A 19,694-nucleotide genomic window follows, 5' to 3' on the forward strand; every position below is an offset into this window, starting at 1 on the left:
GTAAGTATCAGCTAGACAACAAGATTCGACCTGTGCAGGCTAGCTGCTGGCCATCCAGGTGTGGAACATGCCATCCGGGTCGTAGGCTGCGCGCAGCTGATCCAACCGCGCCATGTTGGGATCGGTGATGAACGTCGCCGCCCGTCGGGCCAGGTTCTCGTCGGCGAGCGAGATGCCGGTCGCCAGATGCGACATCGCCGCCATATTCGATGGAGCCCAGTCGGAATAGCGTTCATCATCGGCCGGATCGTGCCAGGCGGTGTAGAGCGCCATGTAGATCTCGTCCTCCACGCCGTAGACCATGTCCGTGCGGTCCGGGGACGTTTTCCAGCCGGTGAAAATGAAGTGCGACGGGTGCGGTGGCATCGTCTCGATGATCTTGCGGATTCCCGGCAGCAGCTCTTCGGCTGGGGCCGACGTGAACATGTTGTCAACGCTGTATCGGTGGTTTTCGGGGTATTTGGTCATTACCGCCGTATACCAGTTGGCCAAGGTCGTCGGCATGAACGGAAGGGCGACGGTCGCGCGGTCGATTACCGGGCAGCTGCCCAGGGCCGCAAGCGCTTTCGTGGCCTCTTCTTCACTGTCGGCGAAGACCGGCGAGGCGATGGCGATGCTGGGCTCGTCGGACCCGGTTTCCGGAGCGCCGCGCGAGGTCAGGATTTGCAGTTCGACCCGGTCGTCGATTTCGCCGGCAATCGAGCGTCCCCACGTGAACACCTCGTCGGCGACGTCGATCGGGTACATGTACAGACACGTGCCCAGGACCCGCGAGCGTGGGTAGATCCGCAAGGTGAACGAGGTGACCACACCGAAGAAACCCGGTCCCGAACCGCGAGCGGCCCAGTACAGATCGGGGTGATTCTCGGGATCGCAGTAGATCTTTTCGCCATCGGCTGTGACGACTTCCAGTCCAAGCACGCTTTCACACGCTGGTCCGACGATCTTGCTGTTCCAGCCGTATCCGCCCTGCAGCAGATAGCCGCCGAGGCGAATGCCTTCGCAATGGCCGGCGGGGAAGAACAAGCCTTGTGAATCGAGTTCGGTGGCAAAGACGCTGGCGACTTTGCCGGGCCCGACGTGCGCGATCATTCGCTCGGTGTCGACGTGGCAGTGATCGAGGCGGCTGACGTCGAGCAGCATGCCGCCGTCGCGCAGATGGCTGGCGTTCCAGCTGTGCCCGCCCGACCGGACGCCGACGCGATAGCCCTGCGCCCGGGCGTGACGTAGCGCCGCGGCGACGTCGCCGGCATCCCGCGCCTGCATGATCACGGCTGGAAAGCGTTCCGGCAGAATGCTATTCCACACCGAATCGCGGCGGGCTGCTTCATATCCGTCCGTGCCGCGGTAGAAGAACCGCTTTTCGCGGAGCAGTGTCATCGTTGTCCCCTTATACCGCCGCTGAACGCTCAACCCGGTCTGTGGCGCACGACCTGGCCGCCAGATACGCCGAGACCTGACCGGCCAACGGCGTTGCGGCCAGCCGGATCGCCCGCAGCGGACCGTTGGGCGGAATGCCGTAACCGATCGCGAACATCCCGTCGCCGAGATGCGAGGCGAAACCGCCGTGCGGGTCGCCGTGCTCGTCAAGGACGCCGAGGTGGCCGACGAGACCGTCGAGGTCGGTGTCGAATCCGGTTGCGGCGATGATCACCTCAGGCGTGACGGCCGTGCCGTCGCCGAGGATCACCCGGCCGGAGTCGACCGCGGCCACCGCCGCGACCACCTCGACGCGGCCGGCCCGCACGGCGTCAACCAGCTCATCGGCCAGGGTGGGAATGCGGCCACGCTGCTCCACCGTCGCCTTCAGCCCGAGCGGGGGCCGGCGGAATCCGTACACCGAAAGGTCACCGAACAGCAGACGATTCAGCCGCCCGATCACCGGATCGACGATGCGCGCGGGCACCCGCGCGAACAGCTCGAGGAAGACGTCAGACGGAATCGGCCCGATGGCCCGGCGCACCAGATGCGGCGGCGTGCGTACCGCCAGCCAGACCTTGCGCGCGCCGTTGTCGGACAGCTGCACCGCGATGTCAGCGGCCGAATTGCCCGCGCCGACAACAAGAACGTCGCGGCCTCGGAAGGGCCACGCGTTGCGAAAGTCGCCGGAGTGCACCAATTCGCCGGCGTACTGATTCAGGCCGGGCCACGGCGGGACAGCGGGCGTGTGGTATTTGCCGGTAGCCAGCACCACGGCACCGGTCCGGATCTCCCCCGACGAGGTGTCAACCAACCAGCCGCCTGCCGCGCGATCGATGCGCTTTACCTCGCATCCGAGCTGCAGCGCGATGTCCTGCTGGCGTACGTAGCGGTCGAAGTAGCGGACCATGTCTTCCTTGGTCGGCCAACGGCCGGCTGTCAGAGGAATCCGTTGACCCGGAAGATGCGACAAGAACCCGTTGGTGTTCAGGCGGAAGTTGTCGTAGCGATTCCGCCACGAAACCGCAGGTGCTGCGGCCTTGTCGACAACGAGAGCCGAAATCCGATGACGATGCCGGAGCTCGCGTGCGACAGCGAGGCCGGACGGCCCGGCTCCAATGACGACGACGTCAGGTCTGCTCTGGCGGTCACTGAACACAGGCGACACGGCTCCTTATCCACGGGTCCCGCCCCGTAACACGGTTGCCACCGCTATGCGGTTCATCGCGACCGGGCGTGAACCCGAGCCGCCCGCGAGTCGTGTACTTGGTATGCCGAGCAGACACCGGGTGGTCGACCACATCGTCGGACACCTCGCCGGAATCGGAGTCGAGTACATCTTCGGGGTCGACGGGGCCAACATCGAAGATCTCTACGACGCCGCATATTTCCGCTCGGACATCACCGCGGTGCTGGCTAAGCACGAGTTCTCCGCAGCGACGATGGCTGACGGTTACAGCCGCAGCGGAGTCGGCCTGGGCGTGGTGGCCGCGACGTCGGGTGGGGGAGCGCTGAATCTGCTTCCTGGCCTGGGTGAATCGTTCACCAGCCGGGTGCCGGTGCTGGCGCTGGTCGGCCAGCCGGCGACATCAATGGATGGTCGCGGCAGCTTTCAGGACACCAGCGGCCGCAACGGTTCGCTGAACGCCGAGGCATTGTTCTCGCAGGCGTCGGTCTTCTGCCGCCGGATCCTTACCCCCGAGGACATCGTCTCGGCGCTGCCGGCTGCCATTGCCGCCGCGCGTGCCGGCGGTCCGGCAGTGCTGTTGCTGCCCAAAGACATTCAACAGTCCGTGGTGCATGTCAGTCCTCGCAGTGGACGCCCGGCGGACGTCGAGCGACCGCGATCAGTCGGTGATCCGCATCCCATCGTGCGCGCAATACGGCGCGCGACCGGACCGGTGACGATCATCGCCGGTGAGCAGGTGGCCCGCGATGACGCGCGGGCGGAGCTTTCGGCGCTGCGTGCGGTGCTGCGCGCCCGGGTGGCGTGTGTGCCGGACGCCAAGGACGCTGCCGGATCCCCGGGCTTGGGTTCGTCGTCGGCCCTCGGGGTGACCGGCGTCATGGGTCACCCCGGTGTGTCCGATGCGGTGGCCGGTAGTGGGCTGTGCCTGGTGGTGGGCACCCGGCTATCGGTGACCGCGCGCGCCGGTCTCGACGAGGCCCTGGCGGCGGTGTGCACCGTGTCCATCGGGTCGGCGCCGCCGTATCTTCCCTGCACTCACGTCCACACCGACGACCTGCGTGCGTCGTTGCAGATGCTGACCCGCGCACTTTCCGGCGCCGGACGGCCCACCGGGCTTCGGGTACCCGACGCGGTGGCTCGTACCGAGCTGACCCCGCCGCCCTTCGACGGCCATGGTGTGCGCTACCGCGACGCCATGGCCGAGCTCGACCAGGTCCTGCCGGACGAGGTCGACATCGTCGTTGACGCCGGTAACACCGGCGCGGCGGCCATCCACTACCTGCCGGTGCGGCGGAAGGGCCGCTTCGCGGTCGCGCTGGGCATGGGCGGAATGGGCTACAGCTTCGGCGCCGGCATCGGGATGGCGTTCGCCCGCGCGAAAGCCCAAGCGCCGGGCCGGCGGGTGGTGGTGATCGCGGGCGACGGCGCGTTCTTCATGCATGGCATGGAGGTGCACACCGCGTTGCATTACCGGCTGCCGGTGACCTTCGTTCTGCTCAACAACAACGCCCACGCCATGTGCGTGACCCGCGAGCAGCTCTACTACGACGACCTCTACAGCTATAACCGATTCGCTCCCAGCCAGCTCGGAGCCGGCCTGGCCACGATGTTCCCCGGACTGCCGTCGGTCGACGTCGCCGACACGGACGGATTGGCGGCCGCGGTACGGGGCTCACTGGACAACGACGGCCCATCGGTCGTCAGCGTCGAATGTGCCGCCGACGAAATCCCGCCCTTCGCACCGTTTCTCGATATGGCAGTAACCAACAAGCCTGTCAATCAACAGATTCCACATACACGGGAGGACCACATAAATGTCGCTGCCAGCGCTTGACGATATCGTCACCCACACCGGCACCACTGTTCCAATCGACGGAGTGATCCGCATCGAGACCACGCCGCTGGAGCAGACCGCCGGAACGTTCTTCTCGCAGATGCGGTCGGTGTACCCGCACGAAGAGGTTTTCGGTCAGTACTGCACGGTCAACGACTACGTCGACTGCCCACCCGACGAACTGTTCGAGTACCTGTCGGACACCAGGAGCCTCGAGGAGTGGACCTACACCCTGCGCGGCTTCACGCCTACCGAGGAACCTGGGCTGTGGCTGGCATACGACAAGTTGCTCCCGGACACCAAGATCTACACCCGCACGGTCTCCAACGCCGAGGCGCGTACCGTCGACTACCACTGCGCCTGGGACCAGGGCGCGCACCTGTGGATGATCTACCTGATGCGGGTGCTGGACGCGCAGGTGGTGCTGGACAAGCCCGGTTCTGTTGTGCTGTGGACCAATTGCCGTCACCCGTTCTACGACCACAACCCGTACCCCGAGGCAGCGCCGGTCGAACGCACGGGCTGGGTGGGTGACTTCTGGGACTTGTTCGGTGCAGGCCATGGGATAGAGCTGCACAACCTCAAGACGATCGCCGAATACCGGCACCGCAACGGCCTGCCGGTCACGCCGGCCTGGATGAGATGAGGATTTCGTGAGTCAGCCAGCAGTAAGCCTCATCGACGTCTCCAGCTATCTGCCCGGCGAACCGATAGGCGCCGACTACTACGCGCAATTCGCCGAATCCGACGAACTACGGGACAACGTCATGTTCCGTGCGCCGACATTCCGCCATCACGTCGGACCCGACGAGACCGCGACCGACATGGTCGAGCGGGCGGTGCAGGGACTGATCGAGCGGCATGGACGCGACGTCATCGAAAATGTCGACATCTTGATCACCCACACCCAGATGCCGGACATGCCGTTCTACGGCGGGGGCGGCGGGATCGCGCACCGGTTGGGCATGCGCCCGTCCTGGGTACTGGATCTGCATAACGGCGGATGCGCAGCGTTTGTATTGGCGCTCAACGTGGCCCGTCGACTGCTGGCATCGGGCGAGGGTCGCACGGCGCTGATCGCGATCGCGCAGAATGCGGCCGGGCAGGTCTTCGACCAGCCCGGGGTGCGCCGCAAGGCGCAAGCGTCGATTCCCGGCGACGGCGCCGCGGCCGGCCTCGTCGCGCTGTCCACCCAATCGCCCATCCTCGACATCGAATGCCGCACCTACGGTGAATACGCCGGCGACATGACGCTCGCCATCGACCCGCCGCGCAAGTGGTGGCAGCCCGGGCCCGGCGAGGGCTGCATCGGGTTCACCGAAACCAAGATCGCCAAGGTGCTGGCCCGCGGCAACCGTCAGGTTCCCGAGGTGGCGCTGGCGGTGTGTGACCGAATCGGGCTGAAGTCAAAAGACATTGACCTGCTCGTCACCAATCAGCCCAACCGGATTTTCCTCCGCAATTGGCGCGAGGCGCTCGAGGTGCCCGAATCCAGACACCTCGACACCTACGACGAGTGCGGCAACCTGTTCGGTGCCGGGATTCCGCTCAACCTGGATCGTGCCATCTCTGAGGGTCAGGTCGAGGCCGGCGAGACGGTCATGATGGCCGCGTTCGCGCACGCTGGCGACTTCGCCGGCGCGGCAGCGATCCGCTGGGGCGGGCGTGCCTGATGGCCGAGCCGGCGCACGGGAGTTCGGTGACCGCGGAGATCCTCGCCACCCTGCCGCAGGCGGTTGACCCACTCGCGTTGTCGCTCAACGAGAGTCCGTTTCCGCCGCTGCCGGCGGTGCGGTCGGCGCTGGTGCACTGCATCGATATGGCCAACCGCTATCCGGAGTTTCTGCCCGAGCAGTTGCGGCGGTTGGTCGCGGACCGAGTCGGTGTCGGCGAGGAGCAGGTAGTGCTCGGGCCGGGGGCGTCGGGCGTGGTGATGCAGGTTCTGCATGCGGTCACCCGACCCGGTCAGCGGATTGTGATGAGCCAGCCAACTTTCGACGGTTACCCGATCTTCGCCCGAATGGCCCGGCTGACTCCTATCACCGTCCCGCTCAACCAGTACGGCCATCACGACCTCGCGGCAATGGCTGACGCCGCCACCGACGCGCGTGTGGTGGTGCTGTGCCGACCCCACAATCCCACCGGCACGCTCGAGTCCGTCTCGGCTGTCGAGTGGTTCCTCAGGCAGATCCCGAGCGACGCGATTGTGTTGCTTGACGAGGCATACATCGAGTTCGTGGCTTCCCGGCACCGCATCGACGGACCAGATCTGATCCGGCGCTTCCCGAATGTGGTTGTGCTGCGGACCTTCTCCAAAGCCTATGGACTTGCCGGGTTGCGGATCGGGTACGCCTTCGCATCGCCCGAGCTGGCGAGCATGCTGTGGACCATGCAATTGCCGTTTGGGATGAGCAATCTCAGTGCGACGGCGGTGGCGGCCTCCTACGACGCCGAAGCCCAGCTTGTGCAGCGCATTCGCCGGATCTCCTCTGAGCGCAACCATCTGCGGCTGCGGTTGATGGCGATGGGTATTTACACCACGGACTCGCACGCCAACTTCGTCTACCTGCCCGCGGGGCATCCGCCGTGGCGCGAGGTGTTTGCCAAGAGCGGGGTGCAGGTCCGCCACTACCCCGATGGTGGCGCCCGAATTACCGTCGGCGACCTGCCGTCGACGCTGGCGGTGCTGTCCGCGGTCGAAAAGTCGCTGGCCTAAACCCCGCCACGGGCCCAGAGTCAAAGTTGCCCAGGGCGGATTTGGCGGTGCTGTTGGTGCCGTTGGCGAATGCAGAGTCAAAGATGCCGCCTTGGGTGGCGGCGTCGGCGCCATTGCCGATGGCGATCGCGAGGTCCCCCGTGCCGGAGGTGGCGATAGCGGTGTCGCCTGCCGTTGGGAGGTGGCTCCCGGGGTGGCGGCCAGCGCCGCGGTCACCAACTTGACCGTTGCGCCGACGGCCCGCTCACCGCACCCGGCGACCCCCTAGTTCTTCCGAGCCGTCCCCGCAGTCGGGGTCAGAGCATTTCGGCGAGCAACCCGGCCGCACGTATCGCCCCGTCTGTTTCGACGGGGTGAAACCGCGTCTGCGCCGATAATTCCTCGGCAATCGCGATCGCCAGCCGGTCGGGGTCCGCCGCATCCTGGTATCGGATCATCCGGCCAGCGCCGTAGCGTTCGCAATTTCGCGGCGTGGGGAAAGAATGATCGCATGCGGTCCTGATCGCACGCGAAAGTGCGGTAAGAAAAGGGCGTGGCCGCCTCGCACCCCGACAACCGCGATCCGATCGCTGCCGCGCGGGCCAACTGGGAACGCGCCGGATGGGGTGAAGTCGCGCAGGGGATGGTCGCGGTGACGTCGGTGATGCGGGCCCACCAGATCCTGCTCGCCCGCGTCGAAACCGCTTTGCGCCCCTATGATCTGAGCTTTTCTCGGTTCGAATTGCTGCGTCTGTTGGCGTTCAGCCGCAGTGGCGCATTGCCGATCACCAAGGCGTCCGATCGGCTGCAGGTACACGTCACCAGCGTCACCCATGCCATCCGCCGGCTGGAAGCCAACAGTTTGGTGCAACGCGTCCCGCACCCTACCGACGGGCGAACCACGCTAGTGCAGATCACCGACCTGGGCCGCTCGACCGTCGAGGACGCCACTGTCACGCTCAACGAGCAGGTGTTCTGCGATATCGGGATGTCCGAGGGTGAATCGCAGGCGCTGGTGTCGTCGATCGAAACGCTGCGGCACAACGCCGGGGATTTCTGACCGTTAGGCCTATTCGACGGTCGAGGGCACCGGAATCGTCGCGGTGACGGCTGTCCCGGCGCCGGGCCGCGACCGGATGTTCAACCTGCCCCCGACCAGCTCGGCGCGCTCCGCCATCGACAGCACACCGTAGCCGCCCATCTCATCGCCACCGAGTGGATTCTCGAAAGTATCGAAACCTATTCCATTATCGACGATTTCGAGTCGCGCGGTGTCGTCGTCTACCCTGAATCGCAGCCGAGCCACCGATGCGTTGGCATGTTTGACGATGTTCTGCAGGCCCTCTTGTGCGATGCGGTAGAGCGCGAGCTCGATGTGCTCGGGCAGCCGGACATCGGCCAGTTCAAGCTCCATGTCCAGGTGCGGAATCGATCGGGCCAGACTGGCCAGCCCACCGGCCAGGCCCAAGTCGTCGAGAACCGGCGGGCGCAGCCCGCTGATCGCAGCTCGGGCCTCCTGCAACGTCAACCCGGCGAGTTCCCTGGCCTCGTCGAGTTGCTGCGAGGCTTCCGCCGGATCGTCGCTGACGGCTCGTGCGGCGGCGTCGAGCCGGTACGACAACGTGATGAGGCGCTGGGAAATGCCGTCGTGGATATCGCCGGCGAGCCGGCGGCGTTCGATTTCCTGGGCCTCGATCACCTGCTCGACGAACAGCTCGTGTGCCCGCTCCCTGGCAACCAGCTGTCGATGCAACCGGGCCTGGTGCATGGCCCCGGCGATCAGCCGGCCGATGACCCGGAGGAGTTCGACGTCCCCCTCGGTGAACTCGCGGCGCGCGACCGTATGCACGTTGAGCACGCCGACCAGCCCGCCCGGGTCGGTTTCCATCGGCACGGACACCATCGAGGTGAAGTCGCGTCCGCGTAGCGATTCGATCGGCAAGTAGCGTGGGTCGGCTTCCTTGTCGTGCGTGATGACGACGGGCTCTCGGTGTGTGGCCACCCAGCCGGAAACGCCGGATCCTAGCGGCAGGCGAATCTTTCCCACCTGGCCGTCGAAAGGCGGTGTCGCACCGGCAAGGGTCAGTGAGCGGTCAGTGTCGTCGAGCACGTGCACGAAGCACACGTCGGTCCCGGTGGCCGCGGTGATCATCCGCGCTGCGGCGGCCGCCAACGGTTCCACTCCAGGGCCGCTCGAGGCGGCCTGGATGAGCTCGCGCAGCAGCGCCAGCTCACGGTCGGTGTCGACCAGATCACGTACCGCATGTGAGCCGCGGGCGCCGTTATCGGGTGCTGCCGGTTGCCGTGCGGTCATTGGTAAATGCCCTCGCGCAGCGCAGTGGCCACCGCGCCGGTCCGGTCGCTGACCCCGAGCTTGCGGTAGATCGATCGCAGGTGGCTTTTGACGGTTTCCTCACCGATGACGAGCTTGTTGGCGATGCCGCGGTTGGACAGCCCGTTGACCATGTAGGACAGGATTTCGCTCTCGCGTTGCGTCAACCCCTGCCGGGCGCCCGGCCAGAATTCGTCACGCTGCATGCGGGCGGCGGTGTCCGCCGCCCGGGCCGCCATCCCAGGGTCGATCACGGTTTCGCCGTTGTGCACGGATTCGAGCAAGCGCACCAAATCGTCGCTGTTGATGCTTTTGAGCAGATAGCCGCTCGCGCCCACCCGCAAGGCCTGGAACAGGTACTGCTCATCGTCGTAAACCGACAGCATGACGACCTTGCGGTCAGGGTCGTGCTCGCGCAGCACCTTGCACAGGTCTAACCCGCTGAAGCCCTGCATACGCACGTCGCACAGCACGATGTCGGGCTGCAGCTCGTCGACGACGCTGACCGCCCGGTCGGCGCCCACCGCCTGGCCGACCACCTGCACCCGATCTTTGAACGCCGCCAGCATCGCCTTGAGTCCCTCGATGACCATCTCGTGGTCATCGACCAGGACAAGACGCACCGGCGTACTAGCAGACCCGGTGTGCAAAGCCGCCATGGCAACACCCTAGGACTCTGCATCGTCCCTGGGCGGTTGGCCATGCCAATCCCCCTAATGGGGGAAGCCAAGGGGGTAGCTGACATGCAAACTGTGGGCGTGCGAGCCACGGGTCAGACTCGTCCAGCCCGGACCTTTTGGTGGGATCGGGAGCCTCCGGTCGAAGCCGATATCCTGCGCGCGGTGATTTTCGACGCCGATTCCGCGCTGGCCGATATCGAACGCGACGGTGACATCACGCCCCAGGACGGTCTCGTTGATGCGGTGATGAGTTTGTTCGTTGCGGGTATATGGGTCGGGGTGGTGAGCACTCGGCCCCGGGTGTGGGCAGAGACGCTGGTGCGGCAGTTGATCGGTGACGGCCTGATCGAGACGATCGTGACCGTCGAGGACCTACCCGAAATTCACGCCGGGTCCCAGTGCGACGCCGAGCTGTATCGGCTGGCGTTGTGGGAGATGGGAATAACGCGCCGGAACGCGCTGGCGATCGCCGGATCGGGGCGTGGAATGCGCGCTGCCGTATCTGCCGAATTGCCCGCGGTGGTCGTCACCACCGGTTACACCGCCGACCACCAGTTCCGCGGCGCCGCGGAGGTTCGCGCCGGCTACGACGGTGCGGATCCACTGCTGGCGGCCGGCTGCCAGCAAGCCCACCGACGTTGGTGGATTGCCAAGCAGCGCTGCCGAGTTGCCTAACTTTAGCTGCCACGGATCATCTCGATGACGGCGCTGAAGTCTTTGTCGGCGTTGGCCGCTGCGAACTTGGCATAGATCTCGGCTGCGTGACTGCCCAGCGGCGCCGCCGAACCTGTCGAGTTGACCGCGTCCATCGCAAGCCCCAGGTCCTTGTTCATCAGCGCGGTCGCGAAGCCCGGCCGGAAGTCGTGGTTGGCCGGTGATGTCGGCACCGGGCCGGGCACCGGGCAGTTGGTGTGCACTGCCCAGCAGTTTCCGGTCGCGCCGGTGATGACGTCGAACAGCGACTGCGCCGATAGCCCAAGCTTCTCGGCCAACACGAACGCCTCGCCGATCGCGATCTGCTGCACGGCAAGCACCATGTTGTTGCACACTTTGGCGGCCTGGCCGGCGCCGGCCCCTCCGCAATGAATAATCTTGCCCGCCATCGGTTCCAGCACCGGCCGCGCCCGTTTCAGCGCGTCGTCCTCGCCGCCGACCATGAATGCCAGGGTGCCGGCGACGGCGCCTTTCACTCCACCGGAGACTGGCGCGTCGAGCTGAGCCAACCCGTGCGAGGCCGCCGATGCGTGGGCTTCGCGAGCGTCATCGACAGAAATTGTTGAGCTGTCGATGAACAGCGCGCCTGGGCTTGCAGCGGGCAGGATTTCGGCGTAGCAGCGCTTGACCGCATCGCCGTGCGGCAGCATCGTGATGACGACGTCGGCGCCGGCCACCGCGGCGGTTCCGCTGTCTGACACCACGACACCGTTGTCCGCGGCGGAGACGGCGGCAGCGGGCACCGGGTCAAAGCCCTGCACGGTGTGGCCGGCGGCGACCAGGTTCTTCGACATCGGACCACCCATGTGGCCCAGCCCCAAAAACGCGACCGTGGACATCTGCTCTGGCCTTCCTACGCGCTGGCGCGCACCCGTGCGGCCTCGGCTCGGCCGATGACCACCCGCATGATTTCGTTGGTTCCCTCCAGGATGCGGTGCACCCGTAGATCCCGCACGATCTTCTCCAGACCGTACTCGCGCAGATACCCGTAACCACCGTGCAACTGCAGGGCCTTGTCCGCGACGTCATAGCACGCGTCGGTGACGTATCGCTTCGCCATCGCGCACAGCTCGACTTTGTCGGCGGCGTCACTATCGAGTGCGGTCGCTGCCCGCCACAACAACATTCGCGAGGACTCCAGCGCGGTGGCCATATCGGCAAGAGTGAACCGGATGGTCGGCTCGTCGAGCAATGCGGCCCCGAACGCCTCCCGGTGGGAAAGATAGGACGCCGCCTTGTCGAACGCGGCCTGCGCCCCACCCAGCGAGCACGCCGCGATGTTGATCCGGCCACCGTTGAGGCCGTTCATGGCGATGCCGAAGCCGGTGCCTTCACCCTCCGCACCGCCCAACATCGCATCGGCGGGCACCCGCACCCCGTCGAACACCACCTGTGCCGTCGGCTGCGCGTTCCAGCCCATCTTCTGCTCGTGCGCACCGAAACTCAGCCCTGAGCTGTCTTTTTCGACGATGAACGCCGATATCCCGCGCGGGCCGTCGGTTCCGGTGCGGGCCATCACCACGTAAACGTCGGAGGCGCCCGCCCCGGAAATGAACTGCTTGACGCCGTTGAGCACGTAGTCGTTACCCTGCCTGACCGCCCGCGTGCTCAACGCGCCGGCATCCGAGCCGGCTCCCGGCTCGGTCAGGCAATAGCTGGCAATGACATCCATCGAGGCCAGCCGCGGCACCCAATCCTTGCGCTGTTCAGCCGTGCCGAACGCGTCGATCATCCAGGCGCACATGTTGTGGATCGACAGGAACGCGGCAACCGTCGGGCAGGCCATGGCCAGCTGTTCGAAGATCCGCACCCCGTCCAGACGCCGCAGTGCACTGCCGCCCACGTCATCGCGACAGTAGATCGCCGCGATGCCGAGCCCGGCTGCCTCGCGCAGCTCATCCACCGGAAAGTGATGCGTCGCATCCCATTCCAGGGCGTAGGGGGCGAGGCGTTTGGCCGCGAATGCGGCTGTCGTCTCGGTAATGACCCGCTCGTCGTCGTCAAGGGTGAAGAACTGCATCGATGGGCTACTTCATCGTCGGGATGACGAATTCGGCGCCGTCCTTGATGCCAGACGGCCAGCGCGACGTAACGGTCTTGACCTTGGTGTAGAACTGGATCGACGCCGGCCCGTGCTGGTTGAGGTCACCGAAGCCGGAGCGCTTCCAGCCGCCAAAGGTGTGGTAGGCCACCGGAACTGGGATGGGCACGTTGACGCCGACCATGCCGACCTGCACCCGGGAGACGAAATCACGTGCGGTGTCGCCGTCGCGGGTGAATAGCGCCACGCCGTTGCCGTATTCGTGTTCGCTGGGCAGCCGCAACGCCTCTTCGTAGTCATGCGCCCGCACCATGACCAGCACTGGACCGAAGATCTCGTCGGTGTAGATCGACATGTCGGGGGTGACGTGGTCGAACAGCGTGGGGCCGATGAAGAAGCCGTGCTCCAGGTTCGCGTCGCCGTAGGCCAGGTCATCGCTGGTGCGTTCGCGGCCGTCGACGACGATATCGGCGCCGGCAGCCACACCCTGGCCGATGTAATCACGCACCCGGGCCAGGGCGGCCTCGGTGACCAGCGGTCCGTAGTCGGCCTTGGGGTCCAGGCTGTGGCCCACCCGCAGGTTGTTGATCCGCTCAACCAGCCTGGCGCGCAACCGATCCGCGGTCTGCTCACCGACCGGCACCGCCACGGAAATCGCCATGCACCGCTCCCCGGCGCTGCCATAGCCGGCACCGATCAGCGCGTCGACTGCCTTATCCAGATCGGCGTCGGGCATCACGATCATGTGATTTTTCGCCCCACCGAAGCACTGCGCGCGCTTGCCGGTGCTGGTCGCCGTCGAATAGATGTACTGCGCGATATCCGAACTGCCGACAAACCCGACGGCGGCAATGTCCGGGTGAGTCAGGATCGCGTCGACGGCCTCTTTGTCGCCGTGCACCACCTGAAATGCGCCCGGCGGCAGACCGGCCTCGATGAACAACTCGGCCAGCCGCACCGGCACCGACGGGTCCCGTTCAGAAGGCTTGAGCACGAACGCATTTCCACACGCCAGAGCCGGACCGGCCTTCCACAACGGAATCATCGCCGGGAAGTTGAACGGCGTGATACCAGCCACCACCCCCAACGGCTGACGCAACGAATACACGTCGATGCCCGGGCCGGCGCCCTCGCTGTATTCGCCCTTGAGCAGATGCGGGATGCCGATACAAAACTCGATCACCTCGATACCGCGCTGAATGTCACCGCGGGAATCGGCCAGCGTCTTGCCGTGCTCCAACGACAGCATCTCGGCGATCTCGTCGACATGCTCGTTGACCAACTCGACAAAGCGCATCATCACCCGCGCCCGGCGCTGCGGATTGAACGCCGCCCACTCCTGTTGCGCGCGCGCCGCCGAGGCCACTGCGGCATCCACCTCGTTCTTGCTGCCCATGGGTACCAGCGACTGCACCTGGCCGGTGCAGGGGTCGAACACTTCGGCAGTGCGACCGGACTGCCCGGCCGTGCGTTTGCCATCGATGAAATGCGAGATGTGTGCGGTCATGAATGCCCTCGGATGCGCGCGACGGAAGAAAGATGGGTTACTAGGACATCCTAGTAAATGGCTCGCGCTGTGGCAAGCCACCCCGCCTGGTTCGCCCGAAGCGAGGTGGAGCGGATGATCGTCGGGGGCGAGATCACCGATGCGCAGTCGATCGCGGCGTGGGCGCTGTTTTTGCTCGTCCCGCAGGCTAATTGACATGCCGATGTGGGTGTGGCGCGGCTACCTATGGATTCGCCGCTGGCCAAGGCTTGCAGTCCGTGCTTACCCTCCTTCAATGCAGGGGAAGGCAACTGTTATCGCTGGAGCGGCGATAGTTCTCGCAGGTTGTGGCGGGTCAAGCCAGACAGCGGTGACGCTGACATCCACACTGGAAATCACGAAAACAGTGACGATGACCGCCCCGCCGCCACCATCCGTCCCCAAAACGACCATGGAAACCGATGGCACGTACCGAGTCGGCATTGACATCGTGCAGGGCACCTATCGCTCGGCCGATGCTAGCCCTGAAGGAGCATCCGATTGCTATTGGGCGAGGCTGAATAGTCTCAATGAAACCCACATCATCGATAGCAACATCAGCACTGGTCCTCAGGTAGTGGTGATCCGGCCGAGTGACAAGGCGTTCTTGACGCATAGCTGCCAGCCCTGGCAGAAGGCTGACTGACCTACAGGGCTACGTCTGGAATGCGTCCCGCCATGGCCGGTAACCAAGGAGGAGAGTAAATGTCCGACACCCGCAGACGACGTTGCCGAAAGCGTCGACGGCACGACCGTAGTGTCTCCGGTGACCTGCCGATAATACTGCTGTGCTGGCAGGGGACCGGCTCAGACATGTGGAACACCACGCCGCCCCAACCCGCATCGGTAGCAACCGTTGTGGCGAAAGCCTTTCCGAGCACCTTCTATTTCCAGCCTGTGGGAAATTGGCCGGCCCAACTCTATCCAATGGGCCCGAGTGTCGATGCCGGCTACAACGAAGGCATCCGTCTCGCCACGCAGGTCCACCCGAACAACCTGCTGTTCCCGTTCGGCTACAGCCAAGGGGCGATCTGCGCCAGTCACTTTCTGCGCGACTTCATCATCCCGAACAACCTGCAGAACCGGGTCGTAGGTGGCATCACGTTCGGAAACCCGTGCAGATCCCCGGGCATCGCGAACGGGAACGCATGGGCCCGCTGGCCCATGCCGGGAAAGATCGACGGCTTTGTGACCGGCGGCATCTCAGGGCCGGACTGCCTCACCGCGGCGCAGACCCCGAGCTGGTGGCTGGACTTCGTCAACACCACCACCAGCGACCATGGCGCAACCGAGTTATACGCCAACTGTCCCGTGGGCACTAATCCGTGGACCGCAGAAGCGCCACCAGGGAAAGTCGGCACCTCCATCTACAACGTCGTCCAACAGGCCACCGTGCTGGACGTGGTCGCGGTCGCTGCGGACCTGGAGGTGCCCATTGGCACAGTGGAGGAAATCGTCAACGGCTTTAGGTTCCTCGGCGCCCAAGGCAACGCCGACCACTACACCTATCCGATACAGCCCGCTATCGACTACCTGACCAACGTCATCGCGCCCCAGCACCAACAAACGAACCTATAGCGGGTCAGCTGGTGTACCGGTCCCCGCCGATGTGTCCGGCGTGCCGCGCGGCTACTTCGTCGAGGCGATCAAGGCCTGACCTGCCCCGGTGTAACCCGAGCCGCTATGGACCGGTAATACGGCACTATTGTCAGCGGTGCCACGCTCTGGACAGGCAGGCGATATGTGACGGCACACGGCGAATCCGTCCACCCGCGGCCGTTGCGGGTGGTGCCCGACGGCGGCTACCCGAACTGGGAGGCGGTCTACCAGGAGAACGCCACCTGGGTATATCGCACGATCTTCGCCCGGGTGGGCAATCGGGCCGACGCCGAGGACCTGACCGCCGAAGTCTTCCTGGCCGCGCTGCGACCCCTGCGGTTGACGGCCAGCGTCGGCGAGGTACGTGCTTACCTGCGGGCCACCGCGCGAACGGTGCTGGCCGCGCACTGGCGCGAGACGCTGGGACGCGAGATCACCTCGATCGACGACATCGAGCAACCGCCCGACAGCGAGGAGGCGATCAGCACCGCTCCCCAGCGGGTGGCCGAGGTTCTCGAGCGGCTACCGGATAATTATCGGCGGATCTTGGAACTGCGCTTCCTGCAAGGCCGTTCGATCAAAGAGTCGGCCGCCGAACTCGGGGCTAGCGTCGCCAATGCCAAGGTGCTCCAGCATCGCGCATTGCGACTGGCCGCACAGGTCAGCGAGAAGGGCGAATTATGAACGCGCGTGGGTTGCGCAGGTATGTCGACGACCTGTTGCGTGGTCGTCGTCCCAAGCCGTTCCGGCCCGACGACTTCGAAGCCGCTCAGATCCGGACGGCCATCGACTTACAGGCCGCGCGGCTGGGCAGCGATGCCCCGCGAGAGGAATTCCTCACCGACCTGCGCCAGCGTCTTGCCGCACAGGCGGATGGCACTTCGCAGCCGGTGGGCAAACCCAGAGCTACCCGCAGGCATGTCGTCATCGTCGGCACGTCGGCTGCCGCGGCGGCCGCGGTGGCGGCGGTGTCGATCGATCGAGCCCTGATCGACAGTGGGCAGGTCGCTGACGGCGCCAACAACAGCGGTTCCGGCGAACTCATCCCGAACACCGGACGCTGGGTGCGGGTTGCGGCCACCGCAGAGGTGCCCGACGGCGTCATGCGCCCGTTCGATCTCGGCTCGGTCGTCGGATTCGTTCGACGTGTCGACGGCAAGCCCGAGGCCGTGTCGGGAGTGTGCACGCATCAGGGCTGCCGGTTGTGGTTCGACGCGCCCGACGACCGGTTGCGCTGCCCGTGCCATTCAACATCGTTCTCGCCCGCCGGTCAGGTGTTGACGCATCAGTTGCCGATCGCACCAAAGCCGTTGCCCAAGTTGATGGTTCGGGAACGCGATGGCGCAATCGAGGTATTCGTCCCACCACAGCCCTACCAGCCGGCTTAACGGCGTGTAACCCACCGCCCTATCTGTTGGCGACGCGTAGTTTCTCGCCGACGATGGAGGTGCATCGTTATGCCCGGACGTGTGGTTCTGCTGGCCGCTGCTCTGACGGTTGTGCTGCTGGCGGGATGCTCGTCGCAGTCACCGCAGACTTCTCCGTCGGTGACGTTCGGGTCGGGCGCGACGACGCCGGGAATGCCGGGCATGAGTGGCATGCCGTCGATGCCTGGTGCTTCGGCGAGTGCCACGGCGTCGGCGACCGGATCGCCGGCGCCGGTGGCCGGCAACTCGGTCAGCATCGACAACTTCGCCTTCGTTCCCGCGACGCTGACCGTCCCCGCGGGAAGCACGGTCACCTGGACCAACCACGACGAAGAACCCCACACGGTGGCCGCCAGTGACGGGTCGTTTCACTCGCCCGGGATGGGTTCGCAGGGCACCTACTCCCACACCTTCCCGACCGCAGGCAAATTCGACTACGTCTGCTCGATTCACCCGTTCATGCACGCCACCGTGGTCGTGACGAAATGACCGATGCTCCGCACCCGATGAGCCGCCGCCAGCTCATCCGGCATAGCGCATGGTTCGGCGCGGCCGTCGGCCTCGCGGTGGTCGGCGGTGAAGTCGTCTCCCACGTCGCCGGAACCGCGGATGCCGCGCGGGTTGCGGGCCGGCCCGCCCTGCGATTCGCTCAAATCAGCGACAGCCACATCGGGTTCCTGGGTAAGGCCAATTCGAATGTCGCCGGCTCGTTCAGCCAGGCGATCGATCGGATCAACAACCTCGGTTACGTACCCGATTTCGTTATCCACACCGGCGATCTCACCCACCTGGCCACTCCCGACCAATTCGATCAGGTCAAACAGATGATGACTGGACTTCGCACGCCGTACGTTTTCACGGTGCCCGGCGAGCACGACTCGGTCGACGACGCGGGCCAGAAGTACCGAAGTGCGTTCGGCGCGGGAACCCGCGGTGATGGGTGGTACAGCTTGGACATCGCCGGTGTGCATGTGATCGCGCTGGTGAACACGCTGAATTTGAAAAAGCTCGGGCACCTGGGCGTCGACCAACTCGAGTTTGTCGCAAAAGATGTCGCGTCGCTGACCAGTGACACTCCCATCATCGTGTTCAGCCACATCCCGCTGTTCGCAATGTATCCGGACTGGGGTTGGGGCACCGACGATGCCGCCCAGGCGCTGAGCTATCTACGCCGCTTCTCATCGGTGACTTGTCTCAACGGTCACGTCCACCAGGTGTTTTCCAAGACTGAGGGCAACGTGATGTTCTACAGCGGAACCACGACCGCCTATCCATTACCTCACCCCGGCAATGGCCCGGCGCCCAAACCGGTCACCCTGCCGGCCGGAAAACTGCGCGACGCGCTGGGTATCCGCGAGGTCAGCTACACCCGAGGCCGAAATACGCTTGCGTTGAAAGAGCGGGCACTGCAATGAGGTTCGCTGGACTTATGACGAGAATCGGTATCGCCGTGGCGCTGGCCGTCAGCGGAATCAGCCATGCCTATCTCTATATCCATGGCTACCGGCACATTCCGACGATCGGCACCGCTTTCGTTGTCCAGGCTAGTGTCTCGTTCGCTGTTGCGGCGCTGATCCTGTTCGGTGGGCCGGCATGGCTTCGGTGGGCCGCGGCCATGCTGGCCGGCGGCTCACTGGTTGCGTTCGCGTTGTCACGCACCGTGGGGCTTTTCGGGTTCTCCGAGCAAGGATGGCAGCCGTCGCCGCACGCGGCGGTCGACATCGTCGCTGAAGTGCTGACCGTCACGTTGTGGGCGGTTTATCTGGTCGAGGGACGGCGCGCCCGCAGGTGAGGTCGGCAGCGCTACGGGTTGAGGTCGGTGCGTACTCTGTGCACAGAAGTGTCAAACAGAGGGGTTGGACGCATGCTTTTCCGTACGGCTTTTTTCGCGGCAAGTATCGCCACAGCTGCGATTGGCTCGGCGTCGCTGGCTAACGCGGGACCGGAGTGCCCCGCTGGCCACTGCGCTCTGGCCCCCGGCCACAGCCCGTCGTATCAGGACGGCTACAACACCGAACATGACTTTTACTCGATTCCAAAGAATCAGATTTTCCTCAAGAACGAGATGCAGCAGGGCTACGACACCAACCTGGTCTGCCAACTCGAGATAAAAGGAGGACCGCAGCCCCCCAACCCGAACGACTGGATAGGTGGCTGCATAGACGCCTTACATGATCTGGGGTTCAAGCCTTGAGCTGCCTTCGTTACCGAGCGGTGGCGCTTTCTCGACCGGCAGTGC

The 19,694-nt window shown here is 65.2% G+C and carries 22 protein-coding genes and 1 pseudogene; 15 read left to right on the plus strand and 8 right to left on the minus strand.

The features are described 5' to 3' along the window. Positions 1 to 39 precede the first annotated feature (39 nt). A complete protein-coding gene (locus tag VEI45_RS25405) occupies positions 40 to 1,380 on the minus strand; it encodes an FAD-binding oxidoreductase (RefSeq protein WP_324857440.1) in 1,341 nt (446 codons plus the stop codon). Positions 1,381 to 1,390: 10 nt separating this feature from the next. Further along, positions 1,391 to 2,578, minus strand: a complete 1,188-nt coding sequence (locus VEI45_RS25410) for an NAD(P)/FAD-dependent oxidoreductase (RefSeq protein ID WP_324857442.1) — start codon at positions 2,576 to 2,578, stop codon at positions 1,391 to 1,393. A gap of 112 nt (positions 2,579 to 2,690) precedes the next feature. Here VEI45_RS25410 and VEI45_RS25415 point away from each other — a divergent pair, with 112 nt between their 5' ends. The 4 genes from VEI45_RS25415 to VEI45_RS25430 are packed head-to-tail and all read left to right on the plus strand — an operon-like array spanning position 2,691 to position 7,158. Further along, positions 2,691 to 4,442, plus strand: a complete 1,752-nt coding sequence (locus VEI45_RS25415) for a thiamine pyrophosphate-binding protein (protein ID WP_324857444.1) — start codon at positions 2,691 to 2,693, stop codon at positions 4,440 to 4,442. Next, positions 4,423 to 5,088 carry an SRPBCC family protein gene (locus tag VEI45_RS25420; RefSeq protein ID WP_324857446.1) on the plus strand — a complete coding sequence of 222 codons (666 nt, stop codon included), beginning with the start codon at positions 4,423 to 4,425 and terminating at the stop codon, positions 5,086 to 5,088. The genes VEI45_RS25415 and VEI45_RS25420 overlap by 20 nt, the downstream gene beginning before the upstream one ends. A 7-nt stretch (positions 5,089 to 5,095) precedes the next feature. Next, positions 5,096 to 6,115 (plus strand): 3-oxoacyl-ACP synthase III family protein, encoded by a 1,020-nt coding sequence (locus VEI45_RS25425; RefSeq protein WP_324857448.1) that lies wholly within the window; start codon positions 5,096 to 5,098, stop codon positions 6,113 to 6,115. Next, complete coding sequence (locus tag VEI45_RS25430; protein WP_324857450.1) at positions 6,115 to 7,158, plus strand: pyridoxal phosphate-dependent aminotransferase; 1,044 nt, start codon at positions 6,115 to 6,117, stop codon at positions 7,156 to 7,158. The genes VEI45_RS25425 and VEI45_RS25430 overlap by 1 nt, the downstream gene beginning before the upstream one ends. Positions 7,159 to 7,454: 296 nt before the next feature. Here VEI45_RS25430 and VEI45_RS25435 read toward each other — a convergent pair whose 3' ends face one another. Beyond that, complete coding sequence (locus VEI45_RS25435) at positions 7,455 to 7,595, minus strand: hypothetical protein (protein WP_324857452.1); 141 nt, start codon at positions 7,593 to 7,595, stop codon at positions 7,455 to 7,457. A gap of 95 nt (positions 7,596 to 7,690) precedes the next feature. Here VEI45_RS25435 and VEI45_RS25440 point away from each other — a divergent pair, with 95 nt between their 5' ends. Then, positions 7,691 to 8,197: a MarR family transcriptional regulator gene (locus tag VEI45_RS25440; RefSeq protein WP_324857454.1), complete on the plus strand. Its 507-nt coding sequence runs from the start codon at positions 7,691 to 7,693 to the stop codon at positions 8,195 to 8,197. Between the two features lie 9 nt (positions 8,198 to 8,206). Here the strand turns inward: VEI45_RS25440 and VEI45_RS25445 are convergent, their stop codons facing one another. Next, entirely contained in the window at positions 8,207 to 9,451 is a 1,245-nt protein-coding gene (locus VEI45_RS25445; RefSeq protein WP_324857455.1) for a GAF domain-containing sensor histidine kinase, read from the minus strand. Further along, a complete protein-coding gene (locus VEI45_RS25450; protein ID WP_324857457.1) occupies positions 9,448 to 10,128 on the minus strand; it encodes a response regulator transcription factor in 681 nt (226 codons plus the stop codon). Before VEI45_RS25450 ends, VEI45_RS25445 begins: the two co-directional genes overlap by 4 nt. 99 nt (positions 10,129 to 10,227) lie before the next feature. Here VEI45_RS25450 and VEI45_RS25455 point away from each other — a divergent pair, with 99 nt between their 5' ends. Beyond that, positions 10,228 to 10,824 carry a haloacid dehalogenase gene (locus tag VEI45_RS25455; protein WP_324857459.1) on the plus strand — a complete coding sequence of 199 codons (597 nt, stop codon included), beginning with the start codon at positions 10,228 to 10,230 and terminating at the stop codon, positions 10,822 to 10,824. Positions 10,825 to 10,826: 2 nt separating this feature from the next. Here VEI45_RS25455 and mmsB read toward each other — a convergent pair whose 3' ends face one another. Genes mmsB through VEI45_RS25470 form a run of 3 tightly spaced genes read right to left on the minus strand, consistent with a single transcriptional unit; the run spans position 10,827 to position 14,411 of the window. Continuing rightward, a complete protein-coding gene (gene mmsB / locus VEI45_RS25460; protein WP_324857460.1) occupies positions 10,827 to 11,702 on the minus strand; it encodes a 3-hydroxyisobutyrate dehydrogenase in 876 nt (291 codons plus the stop codon). 14 nt (positions 11,703 to 11,716) lie between these two features. Then, positions 11,717 to 12,883 carry an acyl-CoA dehydrogenase family protein gene (locus VEI45_RS25465; protein ID WP_324857462.1) on the minus strand — a complete coding sequence of 389 codons (1,167 nt, stop codon included), beginning with the start codon at positions 12,881 to 12,883 and terminating at the stop codon, positions 11,717 to 11,719. A gap of 7 nt (positions 12,884 to 12,890) precedes the next feature. After that, positions 12,891 to 14,411 carry a CoA-acylating methylmalonate-semialdehyde dehydrogenase gene (locus VEI45_RS25470; protein ID WP_324857464.1) on the minus strand — a complete coding sequence of 507 codons (1,521 nt, stop codon included), beginning with the start codon at positions 14,409 to 14,411 and terminating at the stop codon, positions 12,891 to 12,893. 78 nt (positions 14,412 to 14,489) lie between these two features. Between VEI45_RS25470 and VEI45_RS25475 the strand changes: the two are divergent. The 9 genes and pseudogenes from VEI45_RS25475 to VEI45_RS25515 all read left to right on the plus strand — a co-directional run. After that, positions 14,490 to 14,606, plus strand: a pseudogene (locus tag VEI45_RS25475) (ADP-ribose pyrophosphatase); the annotation flags it as partial. Positions 14,607 to 14,685: 79 nt separating this feature from the next. Beyond that, entirely contained in the window at positions 14,686 to 15,075 is a 390-nt protein-coding gene (locus tag VEI45_RS25480; RefSeq protein WP_324857466.1) for a hypothetical protein, read from the plus strand. Between the two features lie 281 nt (positions 15,076 to 15,356). Next, entirely contained in the window at positions 15,357 to 16,007 is a 651-nt protein-coding gene (locus VEI45_RS25485; protein WP_324857468.1) for a hypothetical protein, read from the plus strand. Positions 16,008 to 16,172: 165 nt separating this feature from the next. Next, positions 16,173 to 16,712: an RNA polymerase sigma factor gene (locus VEI45_RS25490; RefSeq protein WP_414687588.1), complete on the plus strand. Its 540-nt coding sequence runs from the start codon at positions 16,173 to 16,175 to the stop codon at positions 16,710 to 16,712. Continuing rightward, the gene (locus VEI45_RS25495) at positions 16,709 to 17,416 is read left to right on the plus strand and encodes a Rieske (2Fe-2S) protein (RefSeq protein WP_324857469.1); all 708 of its coding nucleotides are present in this window, start codon (positions 16,709 to 16,711) and stop codon (positions 17,414 to 17,416) included. The genes VEI45_RS25490 and VEI45_RS25495 overlap by 4 nt, the downstream gene beginning before the upstream one ends. 69 nt (positions 17,417 to 17,485) lie before the next feature. Next, positions 17,486 to 17,944 carry a cupredoxin family copper-binding protein gene (locus tag VEI45_RS25500; RefSeq protein ID WP_324857471.1) on the plus strand — a complete coding sequence of 153 codons (459 nt, stop codon included), beginning with the start codon at positions 17,486 to 17,488 and terminating at the stop codon, positions 17,942 to 17,944. Beyond that, complete coding sequence (locus tag VEI45_RS25505) at positions 17,941 to 18,870, plus strand: metallophosphoesterase family protein (protein WP_324857473.1); 930 nt, start codon at positions 17,941 to 17,943, stop codon at positions 18,868 to 18,870. The genes VEI45_RS25500 and VEI45_RS25505 overlap by 4 nt, the downstream gene beginning before the upstream one ends. Before the next feature lie 14 nt (positions 18,871 to 18,884). Further along, entirely contained in the window at positions 18,885 to 19,247 is a 363-nt protein-coding gene (locus VEI45_RS25510) for a hypothetical protein (protein WP_324857475.1), read from the plus strand. Between the two features lie 72 nt (positions 19,248 to 19,319). Then, complete coding sequence (locus tag VEI45_RS25515; protein ID WP_324857477.1) at positions 19,320 to 19,649, plus strand: hypothetical protein; 330 nt, start codon at positions 19,320 to 19,322, stop codon at positions 19,647 to 19,649. The last annotated feature ends 45 nt before the right edge of the window (positions 19,650 to 19,694 follow it).

The sequence above is a fragment of the Mycobacterium sp. genome (genome assembly GCF_035623875.1).
Lineage (GTDB): Bacteria > Actinomycetota > Actinomycetes > Mycobacteriales > Mycobacteriaceae > Mycobacterium.